The sequence below is a fragment of the Paenibacillus sp. PK4536 genome (assembly GCF_028594455.2).
GTDB lineage: Bacteria > Bacillota > Bacilli > Paenibacillales > Paenibacillaceae > Saccharibacillus > Saccharibacillus nuruki.
The window spans coordinates 4,431,084-4,442,213 of the sequence record NZ_CP126313.1 but is presented as its reverse complement, the minus strand read 5'-3'; the positions used below and the strand labels follow the sequence as shown (position 1 = coordinate 4,442,213).

The following is an 11,130-nucleotide window of genomic DNA, read 5'->3' as shown; positions in this document are numbered from 1 at the left end:
TTATAACGTGTCAGATATTAAAGTATTATTAGCGGACGATAATCGTGAATTTACCAATATGCTTGCTGAATATATTTCCAGTCAAGAAGATATGGAAGTAGCAGGTATAGCATTTAACGGAGAAGAAGTATTGCAAATGATCGATCAATTACCAGAGCTTCCAGATGTATTGATCTTGGATATTATTATGCCACACCTCGATGGATTGGGTGTGTTGGAGCGCTTGCGAGATATGAATCTATCTCCAGCACCGAAGATTATTATGCTAACAGCATTCGGTCAAGAAAATATCACACAACGTGCCGTACAATTGGGTGCATCGTATTACATCCTCAAGCCGTTCGATATGGAAGTACTGGTGAGTCGTGTACGCCAATTGGTAGGATCACCGATTACCAATAGCGGTGGCAATATGCAACCGGGTAATAACAGCAACAGCATGGGCAACAAAGTGAATAACGGTCTACCACCTGTAACCAGAGGTAAAAATCTGGATGCGAATATCACAGCGATCATTCACGAGATCGGCGTTCCTGCACATATCAAAGGCTACCAATACTTACGTGAAGCGATCACGATGGTCTATAACAATATCGAGATTCTAGGATCGATTACTAAGACATTGTATCCTGCGATTGCAGACAAATTCAAAACAACTCCTTCTCGTGTAGAACGTGCCATCCGCCACGCCATCGAAGTGGCTTGGACAAGAGGGAATATTGATAGTATCAGTCATTTATTTGGCTATACGATCAATATTAGTAAAAGTAAACCTACCAATAGCGAATTCATCGCGATGGTAGCGGATAAGCTAAGAATTGAGCATAAGGTTCCGAATTAATTGTCTGTAATATACGATGAAATAGATTGAAAAATAGCCCTTATTTCTAAGGAACAGTATTTTAGAAATAAGGGCTATTTAGTATATAAATCTAGTATTATATTGAAATAATGATATCACATATGATATCATTATTTCAAAGAAGGAGTTGTTGTTTATGGCATCTATTGAAAAAATAATAGATAAAATGCGAAATCAACCAAGAGGTATATCGTATAGTGAAGCGGCAAAAGTGTTAATCTATTATGGTTATGAATTAAAACGTAAAAGAGGTTCTCACAGGATATATGGTGATCCCCATGGAAATGTATTTGTTTTAAAAGAAGAAGATCCTTTAAAGATTTCATACATAAAAGAAATGTTAGATCGATTGATAGAAGATTAGACTTTAAATCGTATAGATATTAAATAAAAGGAGTGAACAGGAATGAGTAAAGATATAGAGTATTATATGAATCTTCCTTATACTATAGAAATTACTAAAAGAAATGACGGAGATGGTATCTATTATTTCGCTAGAGTTGAAGAACTTTCTGGCTGTCACACCGATGCACCTACCATTGCAGAAGCAATCGCTGAATTGGAAGAAATACAACGTGATTATTTAGAAATCAAGTTAGAATCTGGTGCAGAAATTATAGAGCCAAACGAAGATTTGCCATCTGGACAAATACCTTTGCGTATGCCTAAAACAATGCACAAGCAATTGCTCAATGCTGCTAAAAAAGAAGGCGTATCCGCTAATCAATTTGCTGTTGTCCATTTAGCTCAAGCTTTAGGAATACCAGGGAATACAGTTGGAGAAAAGTTGAAATTATAAGTAAGGTAGAGTTAAGACCAATACTGATCATAGTATTGGTCTTTTTTAATTCTATAAAGTTTCGTGAAGTGAAGTCAAAAATAATTGTAATTATAGTACGTCTGCCCGATCTTTTTTATGTAGTTGATAATAATTATATTCTTTATCATCAATCTTAATAATGTTTTGAAAAATAAAACCACTTTTTTCGATTACTTTATTAGAGGAAATGTTATTTAATAAAGCAATAGAACTAAGTATTTCAACATTGGTATTTTCAAATAAATAGTTAATTATTCCTTTTGCAGCTTGTGTAGTATAACCTTTGCCACGATAGTCTTTTGAGATGGCATATACAATCTCTCGATTTGGCGGTGATAATTCTTCTTTTATTCCTGAGCAACACCAACCTATAAATTCTTGTGTTTCTTTTAAAATAATTCCTAAACGTAGGCAAAGATCACCAATACCAAAACCTTGTGAAATAGCATCAAGAAGCTTTTTATTTTCTGGGATTTCATAATTAACTAACCAATCTTTTCTTTGTTCTTTTGATACATTCCAATCAGGAAGATATTTATATATTTCAGGTTGCCAAGTAAGTGAATGAAAAGCATCTAAATCGTTAACTGTAAATTCTCTTAGAATTACATCCTCGCAATTAATTGTAAAAATATTTTCTTGTGAAGTGAAAGATGTATCATGCTCCATAATAGCTCCTTATTAACTAGATTATTTCTCTTTTATAAATTCCAAGAGTTCGGAAATATTTTAATCTCTATCGTATCTACAATCTTTTGATGATTGGAAATATTCAAGTTTTAGTAGTTATTATTACATAGCATATATACTTTAGATTGAGGAACGCTGGATAAGTATGATAATTCTAATTGAGTCATCTCTTTTTCTTTTAATAATTTTTTCAAAAGTATATTTAACTTCATTTAAGTTCTCCGTAATCAATAAATTAATCATTCCTCATCTACAAAATCTAATAGTTCAGATATATCTGTAATACCCATCGCATTTGCAATTTTAGAAAGCATAAGTAAATTAACCTCTTGACGATCATCTCTACACAGTTTAGAGATTCTGGCTTGAGAAACACCAGAGAGAGCTTCAAGTTGTTTTTGAGTAAGTGATCTATCTTTTAACGCTTGTTTGAGCCGTATCTTGATAACTTTCATAAATATCCTCCACAAAACTATTGACTTTTTATGACTATAAGCGTATATTTTATGTATGACCTTGGGGGAATAATTAGATTGTGAAAAGGAGTTTGATCTATGACCCAACTACTACATAGAAAAGCCCAAATCAAAGAAGCCTTCAATCAGTTCATGTCGACACGCATGGATCAAGTGAGTGAAGATGCTATTTCGCCTTCACCTGAATATCAGGCACTCACCACCGAATGCACCGAACTATTCGCTACCATCTATGATCAACTACCACCAGACATCCAAATTCTGTTCACTCAATATGAAGAAGTGGTTACGTTGATTCAAGGATTGGCAGAATCAACGATGTATGAGCAGGGGATCAAAGACGGCTTACAATTGAGTCAGATACTGTACAATTATTGACCTCGAATATTCTCTAACCGACACGTTTTTCATTTATGTATATCAGCCAAATCATAACGTACAATTGTATATTTTTCAAATGTATCTAATCTCATTACAACTTTTCCTTACCGTTTATATTCGATCAACCAACAATCCCGATATTGTCCTTCATGCCATTCATGTTTTTGCAATAATTTTACTTTTTGGAATCCACATTTTTCATAACAATGCAGTGCTCTTGTATTCCATGTCTGAGGGTTCATTGCGATACGATGGACTTGTTTTTGCTGTGTGAGGAAGGTGATCATCGTCTGAATAAGTAGAGTACCAATTCCTCGGTTCCAATACTCCGGTTTGCCGATAAACTGATCCATCCCATAGATGATTTCGTCAGCATCCTGATATCCGTATGCCTGTCTACTTTCTTCATCTAATAGATAATACTGAATATAGCCTATAGGTACACCTTCATATTCGATGATACACTGCACATCTTCAGTATCTGGATCGTAAAAGATTTCAGTCACTTTTTCCATATCCAGTGGTTCGTCCCGACCTTGATAATATTGGAGTACTGTAGGATTAGACATCCATTTAACCAGTATATCTTTATCTTCCATGCGAAGAGCACGAATAGACAAATGACTGTTCGAAATAAGCATTGTTAAGACCATTCTTTCCGATAACTAAGCGGGGTACAGTTGACTCTGGCTTTGAATAAATTGATAAAATGAGATACATTGTCTACGCCGACTTCGTTGGCGATTTCTTGGACGCTTTTGTCGGAATACTGTAGCAAGCCTTTGGCAGCATTGATCCGAATATGGATCAGGTATTCGATCGGAGGGAGTCCGATGTATTGTTTGAAGTCTTTGGTTAATTGAAATTTGTTCATCCCATATTGTCGGGCAAGCTGATCCAGTGTGATCGCTTGAGTATAGTTGTGTTCGAGATAGGTCTGCATATTGAGAATTTTAGATGGGATCGTGTAGGTATTGTCTCTTGCATAGATCGTCGTCATGATGATCTCGGTTAATAATTGGGTGAGAAGTTGCGCATTCAGTAACTCTGTTTTTTGCGTACGAGTATATTGTAAGTTGAGCAATTGCAGTCCAAGCTCTAGCAGAATAGAAGATGATGGGGCATGATAAATAGGCAATTGATTGGCTTCATACTGACGATAATAACCTTCTATCGTAGCGCCATACATATGTATAGATAATGTTTCCCACTGTTGACCGGCATCTGCTTCATAGCGGTATTCTTCTGTGCAATCGATCCAGAAGAAATCTCCAGCTTGTAATGAATAGGATTGCCCTTGATAATACAGATGACCTGTACCGGATAACGTATATAAAAATAGATATGAAGCAATACGAGCATGTTTAATAGAAGAAGAGGCTTCGATATCCGTATAACTGATTTCTTGAACATACAGGTAGGTAGATTGAGCGACAGGAGAAGGAGTTATAATAAAGCGAACCGGTTTTTGAGAAAAAGGATGCAATTCATTTTCGCTGGATATCATCTTACATATGCCTCCTGGTTTAGAAAGGATGTAGACAAGCGGATATTAATATTTCATATTGTAAGCGTTCTCTTAATGATTGGCAATTCTTTTTCTAAACTGAATTTACTTTATAGATACATACCGCTAATATAGAAAAAGAATGTTGCAACAATGAAAAAAACAACAAAGGAGAACCGCTTATGATTGAATTTCAATATATCCACCATATGAGTCTTGCTGTACGCAATATTGAAGTATCACGTGTATTTTATTCTGATGTGCTCCAATTTCAAGAGATTGAGCGTCCGCCATTTGATTCTGTAGGCATCTGGTATGCTCTTGGGAATCAGCAGTTACATTTGATTGAACAACCGCAAGGAGAGACATTGCGTCAGGGTGATATTGATTCGACAGATGGGCATTTGGCGATCTGGGTGAAAAGTTATTCGGAGACATTGGAGTGGTTAGATCAACAACAGGTATTTTACGAGGCACGTCCTCATAGTCTGGCGGGATTTGCACAGATCTATATTCTTGATCCCGATCACAATATTATTGAGTTGGATGCTCCCTACGAAGCAGAGTAGCATATCTCCATTATAAATTGGCACATAAAAAGACCACCCGAAGGTGGTCTTTCTAACCCGATGGCGCTAATTGAAATCTTTGATCCGCATCCCGCGCCTCCGAAGTTCGTGTGGTTTAGACAAGAACCTCGGATTGGGTAAAGGACGCGTTCAACATGTTAATCTGAATGTTGACGCACCTCCTTTCTGTATGAACTAATATTACCATAGGTTTACATAAACAGCTAGTATTTTTGACAAATTTTTATAAAATAAGTGAATAGACCTAGCCTGTTTATTTCCTCATTCCAAAGTCTTGATTCATTACTCATAAATACTCAAAAAGAGATCACAAGCATACACTTTCAGGTATAATGCAAACGAGAATATATTTAAGGAGGTCGTTATGCGGTTTGTAGAAAAGGATTGGACTACTGCAATGATTCGCCGCAAAAAAAGTGTTCGTGGAGGAGTATATGTAGTTGTTCTTATCTTGCTTATCATTGCTATAGCCAGTCTATTGTGGATGGGCAATGCCAGATTAAATACAGCCATAGATCATAGTGAACAAAGTAATCTAGCACTCACAAAGAAGCTGGAGCAGTATCAGCAGAAGTTAACCGATGTTCAGAACAATTACGTTGATCTTCGAGAAGATACAGCTATTCACGATATGACCCATCAGATCGAAGATTATCTAGCGACAGATGATTTTGTGGTAAACAAAGTCTATTTTTACAAAGATACATCCCATCATTTGGATTATCTCTATATTGATATTTACAACCAGCCGAATATGGAAGCTAGTTATAGCGCACAAGGAGTGTACACTTTACCGGATCAGCAATTGAAAGTGAAATGTGAACAGATGATTACGGATGTTCAAGATTATTATGGTGAAGGAGAATTTCTGCCAACATGGAATAAAGATACGGTGGTCTATCTTACGATTAATAATTATGAAATCGGTAATAATACCAATGGAAAATTTGAATTAACCGCTAAATTAAATAATCGAAATCCATAATTCTTAGATTTAACGATTTCAAAAAATGAATAATTGATATATAATGATCAAAAGTTTAATCGCATTAACTATGCGATTCAAAACTGATTCTAGACTTGCCTTAATGTTAACATTAGTGTTATAAATTATTAACATTAGTGTTATAATATAAGGAAGTTTAAAATCTCTTAGATGACAGGAAACTTCTATGAATCTGAATGATTTAAAGTTACAAATAGAATTAATTCCCGAATCGACGATGCATTTGAATCTTCGTAATCAGTTCACTTCCTATCAATGGAGACAGTTCAGCCAGGATATTCAGAGACGGGATCAGTATACGTGTTGTATCTGTGAACGTGTCAAAGGGGATACGATCGATAAGCTACATTGCCATGAATTATGGACATTTGATAACCAGACGCAAGTTCAGTCTCTTACTGGATTTCAGTCACTTTGCTTTCAATGTCATATGATCAAGCATATTGGCTTTGCTACGATGAAAGATTGGGTAGAAAAATATCAATTAATAGAGCATTTTTGTACTGTAAATCAGGTATCCCGTAAGCAATATGCTCAGCATTTTCATGAGGCTGTTCAATTGTGGATTGCCCGCAACCAGATAAAGTGGCATGTCGATCTGGGCGATTATATAAGTTAAGCAATGATACATAATCATCGCGAATAGGGGGGATAGGCTAGAAAGTAGGGTCCGATGCTTGCTGACTTATTTGTAACAAAAATGTAATCATCCGTTTTACCGGGAATAAAACGGCATATATGTACTAGCGAATTCAAGAACATGGGATTTTAGTTAATTTCGTGCTTTGATAAAAACGATGATTTATAGTACATTAGCTTTGAAGAAAGAGGAGGTTTCTAATGTACTCAAGCAGAACAAGCGATGCTTTGCACATCATGACATATACCTTGAACAGTGGTATTAAGGGTACTGTACCTTTATCTAACCAACAAATTGAGGAATGGCTTGAAAGTTATAGAAGCAATACGCGTTATGTGACTAATATAGGTAAAGAATTTTTTGGGTTGAATCCAGAATTAGTTGCTGACTTTAAAGTACAAAATCAATTCTCTGATCATCAACGTGTGATTGTTCCGATTCAGCCGGAAGAACAACAACATCCTGCTGAGGACTTGAGCACTGCTTATAAAGCGAATGAGATTTTGATTAAAGTCGATTGTAAATGTGGAACAGCTTATACAACAGATTCACCGTTTATGCGTACCAAATGGTATTGCACGAAGTGTAAAGAAATTGTCTTCCTCGATCCGAAAAAAGGAAAAGTGGAAACATCACGCGGTGAAGCTTTCTATATGACAAATAAATATTTTGTAGAACGTGCTCCTATCGAATAGAATATAGTTCTGTCATTGCAACGTGAAAAATGACTGTTTGTCTAGACAAGTGTGAAAATGATCAATAAGTTAACGACTAGCTAGTATGTTTGATTAAAGACACGATAGGGTCGATAAGATAAAAACATACTAGAATAGCCGTATGTGCTAGGAAATACATACTGTAATGACCAAAACAGTCTGGTATAGATCAGGCTGTTTTTTGATATGTTGTTTTGTACAGAGTGATGATCCAGTGTGCAGGATATGATATACTATGCTGCATATGTTTGGAGGGATAAGATTAATGAGTTCTATCTATAGTAGTAGAAAAGTTCCATCTGTAGGGTGGATTATATGGACGATACTGGCTTTAGGTTGGATGGCTTTTATTTTTTATAAATCCCATCAGCCTTATACCGAGCAGGATTTGAAGCCATTTCTAGCCAACTTGATTCCAGAATCTACATTAACCACGTTTACACCGACTATTGAATTTTCTTATGATGGTTATCTGGTAAGTAGTCAATCGCCATATGATTTTTTTGAATTTTTTATTCGTAAAATAGCTCATGTGGTTGAATTTGCGCTATTAACGTTTTTGCTATGTCGAGTATTTTCGCCGTGGAGCCGTAGGCAGTATATGCCGTTGATATGGGCAGGGATAGTTTCTTATCTATATGCGCTATCTGATGAATGGCATCAGACCTTTATCGTCGGCAGAACTGGGCATTTTGAAGATACGTTAGTCGATGGGATCGGAATCGTGGTAGTGGTGATGATGTACATCTGGATTCGTAAACGTAAACATAAAAAAAGTGGACTGCGTTTCCGCTAAATATCTGTAATTAGAAGTAGGCAAGTCAGATATAGCAGTCAACACAAAAAGTCGCTTGTATTAAAGAAGCGACTTTTTGATATGCAGAAAATAGTAGATATAAGTATAGCGAAAAGTAAAAAAGGTCGGCAGTTCGAATAGCAAGATTTATTATTCGTCTACCATAATCTTATTTAGCAATATTGATATAACGACCTACCAATTCACTGATTTTGGCACGTACGATTAGATCGGAATTACTGCGATTATTTAGGATTAAGTAGATATGTTTGATAAAATCGTTCTTTTCTTCATCCGTCAATGTAGTGATGTGTTGTTCCAATTCTGTATTTACACTCATGGTTATCCCTCCAACTGCATATTTATTTTTATATAGCATAACCTATAATGGTCAAATATCCAGTCATTTATAATTATTTCATTATATGAAAAATTCATAATAGATATACATTTATCGTTGAAAGCGGTATCTTCAAAACAATCAACAATCAACAATCAACAATCAACAATCAACAATCAACAATCAACAATCACAATATCAATGAGGTGAATTGAATGAGCATGTCTGCCAACGCTTCAACGTTTGCGTGGGGTGTAGATCATTTACAGCAACGATTACAAGATACATTAACAGATCCTGATTATGAAGTATGGTGGAGAGAGCTACAGAATCTAGCCAATCAAGCATTGATTACACCTATTCCGGTACTGACCTTTGAAGCATTTCGTGAATTTGCTGATCATGGAGGACGTGAAGAGTACCAGCGACTTTATTTTGAAAAAAGAGGACGTATTGGAGCACTGGCTATTGTCAGCTTGAATACAACCAATGATGTGACCTGTTACATAGAAGCATTGGAAGAAGCATTATGGGATATATGCAATGAGTACACATGGTGCTTGTCTGCGCATCTGCCTCCGTCGAATGAAGGTACAGAGCGAGCTGTATGGGAAGAAATAGATTTATTTGCAGCAGAGACAGCAGCCATGGTAGCAGAACTGTATACCTTATTCGAGGGTCGGCTCGATACTCGCATAATGAGGCGGATAGAACTTGAAGTGCAGCGACGGATATTTAAGCCGATGAGTGATCCTGAGCAACTTTTCACATGGGAAACAGCAGATCATAATTGGTCAGCCGTCTGTGGATCAGGATGTGGGATAGCGGCATTGTTGTTATTGAAATCAGATGATCCTGTACGTGGGCAGATTCTGGAACGAGTGATTGGGGCTATCGATCATTTTCTATCTGGTTATGGAGAAGATGGAGGGTGTGCAGAAGGACTAGGGTATTGGGTGTATGGATTCGGTTATTATACGTATTTTGTAGATATGCTTGTTCGATATGAGCCACAGCATGAATGGAGATTGAAATCTACAAAGATAATGAAGATGGCGGCTTTTCCCGAGCATATCCATTTGTCAGAAGGTGTATTTGTTAATTTCTCGGATAGTGATGAGGAAGAGATATTACCAGCAGGATTATTATCTCGATTAAGTGAATGGACAGGGCATCATTATTCGTTACCTTTTCAAATGAATCGACTGATGGATGATCCTTGTCGCCGTTGGGGGCATTTGATTCGTAATGTGTTGTGGGCAGACCCGCGTTATTTTGCATCTACTGTAGTACCAACATCTTTTAACAATGTAAATATATATTTGCCTGATCTACAGTGGATGATCTGTAAAAGCGAACTTCCAGATTCACAAATCACGGTCGCTTTAGCCACAAAAGGTGGGCATAATGATGAACCGCATAACCATAATGATCTAGGTTCTTTTATTATTCATGCAGGTGGAGAAAATATATTATCTGATCTTGGAGCAGGGCTGTATACACAAGCTTATTTTGCAGCTGGTCGAGAACAGATTCTTAATATTTCGTCAGCAGGACATTCTGTACCACAGATTGATGGACAAGAACAACAAAGTGGACGTGAAGCTTATGCTAGCGTGGTAGAACAGCAGATATGGAAAGAAGAAGAGAAAGAATATGCGGTATGGAAAGTAGATCTGACTCATGCTTATGACCATCAGTCGTTGCACCAATATACACGTAGTCTCGATTGGCAAGTTCCGATCGGTCAAGAAGAAGTGACGATAGACTGTATAGATCAATTTCGCTTCTATAAGAATAATAATCTAGACGAGAATCATTCTGTTTCGTATGAAAATAGTTTGGATACATCAAGCTTTTTAAATCAGAACTATACTACAGCACCACCTATTATAGAACGGCTAATCAGTAAAATTAAGCCGATAGTTGAAGCAGATCAAATACGCTGGCAAGGAAGAAAAGCAGAAGTGTGTCTGAATCTTTTGCATGCTCAGGATAAAGTAAATGTAGAAGTGATCGAACATGTCGATCATGAAGGACAAGCGCTAGTCTTATATCGAACATCTATTCAGTATTTTTCTTCTATAGAACAGAGTACATCTAGACCAGATATAGCTCAATCAGAACTTGTATCAGAAGATGTAAAGCCACAACAATCCGAATGGTTGGATGTAGTAGTGGAGTTGCCATTTGTGATCCGACCTCTTTAATCTATGCTTGTAGCAGTAGAGTCAAGATTGTCGCTTAATCGGTCAAATCTGTGAATCGTATCAGGTAAAACAAGATGCTACACTGAACTCATGAAG

The 11,130-nt window shown here is 36.6% G+C and carries 15 protein-coding genes; 10 read left to right on the top strand and 5 right to left on the bottom strand.

Annotated features, from left to right (window positions below):
• The first annotated feature begins 7 nt into the window (after window positions 1-7).
• From spo0A to PO903_RS19735, 3 genes are all read left to right on the top strand, one after another.
• The gene (gene spo0A, locus PO903_RS19745; protein WP_083243611.1) at window positions 8-841 is read left to right on the top strand and encodes a sporulation transcription factor Spo0A; all 834 of its coding nucleotides are present in this window, start codon (window positions 8-10) and stop codon (window positions 839-841) included.
• A 157-nt stretch (window positions 842-998) separates the two neighbouring features.
• Window positions 999-1,226: a type II toxin-antitoxin system HicA family toxin gene (locus tag PO903_RS19740; protein WP_137220678.1), complete on the top strand. Its 228-nt coding sequence runs from the start codon at window positions 999-1,001 to the stop codon at window positions 1,224-1,226.
• Between the two features lie 42 nt (window positions 1,227-1,268).
• Window positions 1,269-1,661, top strand: a complete 393-nt coding sequence (locus PO903_RS19735) for a toxin-antitoxin system HicB family antitoxin (protein WP_273594370.1) — start codon at window positions 1,269-1,271, stop codon at window positions 1,659-1,661.
• A gap of 90 nt (window positions 1,662-1,751) precedes the next feature.
• On the opposite strand, the gene PO903_RS19730 is transcribed toward PO903_RS19735, so the two are convergent.
• Both PO903_RS19730 and PO903_RS19725 read right to left on the bottom strand, forming a co-directional pair.
• The gene (locus tag PO903_RS19730; RefSeq protein WP_273594369.1) at window positions 1,752-2,351 is read right to left on the bottom strand and encodes a GNAT family N-acetyltransferase; all 600 of its coding nucleotides are present in this window, start codon (window positions 2,349-2,351) and stop codon (window positions 1,752-1,754) included.
• 260 nt (window positions 2,352-2,611) lie between these two features.
• Window positions 2,612-2,827 (bottom strand): helix-turn-helix domain-containing protein, encoded by a 216-nt coding sequence (locus PO903_RS19725; protein WP_273594368.1) that lies wholly within the window; start codon window positions 2,825-2,827, stop codon window positions 2,612-2,614.
• A 99-nt stretch (window positions 2,828-2,926) separates the two neighbouring features.
• Here PO903_RS19725 and PO903_RS19720 point away from each other — a divergent pair, with 99 nt between their 5' ends.
• Window positions 2,927-3,226 (top strand): hypothetical protein, encoded by a 300-nt coding sequence (locus tag PO903_RS19720; protein ID WP_273594367.1) that lies wholly within the window; start codon window positions 2,927-2,929, stop codon window positions 3,224-3,226.
• 107 nt (window positions 3,227-3,333) lie between these two features.
• On the opposite strand, the gene PO903_RS19715 is transcribed toward PO903_RS19720, so the two are convergent.
• Both PO903_RS19715 and PO903_RS19710 read right to left on the bottom strand, forming a co-directional pair.
• Complete coding sequence (locus PO903_RS19715; protein WP_273594366.1) at window positions 3,334-3,870, bottom strand: GNAT family N-acetyltransferase; 537 nt, start codon at window positions 3,868-3,870, stop codon at window positions 3,334-3,336.
• Window positions 3,871-3,872: 2 nt separating this feature from the next.
• Entirely contained in the window at window positions 3,873-4,736 is an 864-nt protein-coding gene (locus tag PO903_RS19710; protein WP_273594365.1) for an AraC family transcriptional regulator, read from the bottom strand.
• A 182-nt stretch (window positions 4,737-4,918) separates the two neighbouring features.
• Here PO903_RS19710 and PO903_RS19705 point away from each other — a divergent pair, with 182 nt between their 5' ends.
• From PO903_RS19705 to PO903_RS19685, 5 genes are all read left to right on the top strand, one after another.
• The gene (locus PO903_RS19705; protein ID WP_273594364.1) at window positions 4,919-5,305 is read left to right on the top strand and encodes a VOC family protein; all 387 of its coding nucleotides are present in this window, start codon (window positions 4,919-4,921) and stop codon (window positions 5,303-5,305) included.
• Window positions 5,306-5,690: 385 nt separating this feature from the next.
• Entirely contained in the window at window positions 5,691-6,311 is a 621-nt protein-coding gene (locus PO903_RS19700; protein ID WP_273594363.1) for a hypothetical protein, read from the top strand.
• Between the two features lie 187 nt (window positions 6,312-6,498).
• Complete coding sequence (locus PO903_RS19695) at window positions 6,499-6,951, top strand: hypothetical protein (protein ID WP_069329786.1); 453 nt, start codon at window positions 6,499-6,501, stop codon at window positions 6,949-6,951.
• A gap of 221 nt (window positions 6,952-7,172) precedes the next feature.
• On the top strand, window positions 7,173-7,667 hold the full coding sequence (locus tag PO903_RS19690) for a hypothetical protein (RefSeq protein WP_137220671.1): 495 nt from the start codon (window positions 7,173-7,175) through the stop codon (window positions 7,665-7,667).
• Window positions 7,668-7,953: 286 nt separating this feature from the next.
• Window positions 7,954-8,484: a VanZ family protein gene (locus PO903_RS19685; protein WP_273594362.1), complete on the top strand. Its 531-nt coding sequence runs from the start codon at window positions 7,954-7,956 to the stop codon at window positions 8,482-8,484.
• A 169-nt stretch (window positions 8,485-8,653) separates the two neighbouring features.
• Here PO903_RS19685 and PO903_RS19680 read toward each other — a convergent pair whose 3' ends face one another.
• Window positions 8,654-8,824, bottom strand: coding sequence for a hypothetical protein (locus PO903_RS19680; protein ID WP_161594180.1), 171 nt, complete (start codon window positions 8,822-8,824; stop codon window positions 8,654-8,656).
• A gap of 215 nt (window positions 8,825-9,039) precedes the next feature.
• On the opposite strand from PO903_RS19680, the gene PO903_RS19675 reads away from it, so the two are divergent.
• Window positions 9,040-11,034, top strand: coding sequence for a heparinase II/III domain-containing protein (locus PO903_RS19675; protein WP_273594361.1), 1,995 nt, complete (start codon window positions 9,040-9,042; stop codon window positions 11,032-11,034).
• Window positions 11,035-11,130: the final 96 nt, after the last annotated feature.

Bases quoted from the DNA above. Each gene is read 5' to 3' on its own strand.
- PO903_RS19740 (WP_137220678.1), top strand. From the start codon at position 999: ATGGCATCTATTGAAAAAATAATAGATAAAATGCGAAATCAACCAAGA.
- PO903_RS19735 (WP_273594370.1), top strand. From the start codon at position 1,269: ATGAGTAAAGATATAGAGTATTATATGAATCTTCCTTATACTATAGAA.
- PO903_RS19730 (WP_273594369.1), bottom strand. From the start codon at position 2,351: ATGGAGCATGATACATCTTTCACTTCACAAGAAAATATTTTTACAATT.
- PO903_RS19725 (WP_273594368.1), bottom strand. From the start codon at position 2,827: ATGAAAGTTATCAAGATACGGCTCAAACAAGCGTTAAAAGATAGATCA.
- PO903_RS19720 (WP_273594367.1), top strand. From the start codon at position 2,927: ATGACCCAACTACTACATAGAAAAGCCCAAATCAAAGAAGCCTTCAAT.
- PO903_RS19715 (WP_273594366.1), bottom strand. From the start codon at position 3,870: ATGCTTATTTCGAACAGTCATTTGTCTATTCGTGCTCTTCGCATGGAA.
- PO903_RS19710 (WP_273594365.1), bottom strand. From the start codon at position 4,736: ATGATATCCAGCGAAAATGAATTGCATCCTTTTTCTCAAAAACCGGTT.
- PO903_RS19705 (WP_273594364.1), top strand. From the start codon at position 4,919: ATGATTGAATTTCAATATATCCACCATATGAGTCTTGCTGTACGCAAT.
- PO903_RS19700 (WP_273594363.1), top strand. From the start codon at position 5,691: ATGCGGTTTGTAGAAAAGGATTGGACTACTGCAATGATTCGCCGCAAA.
- PO903_RS19695 (WP_069329786.1), top strand. From the start codon at position 6,499: ATGAATCTGAATGATTTAAAGTTACAAATAGAATTAATTCCCGAATCG.
- PO903_RS19690 (WP_137220671.1), top strand. From the start codon at position 7,173: ATGTACTCAAGCAGAACAAGCGATGCTTTGCACATCATGACATATACC.
- PO903_RS19685 (WP_273594362.1), top strand. From the start codon at position 7,954: ATGAGTTCTATCTATAGTAGTAGAAAAGTTCCATCTGTAGGGTGGATT.
- PO903_RS19680 (WP_161594180.1), bottom strand. From the start codon at position 8,824: ATGAGTGTAAATACAGAATTGGAACAACACATCACTACATTGACGGAT.
- PO903_RS19675 (WP_273594361.1), top strand. From the start codon at position 9,040: ATGAGCATGTCTGCCAACGCTTCAACGTTTGCGTGGGGTGTAGATCAT.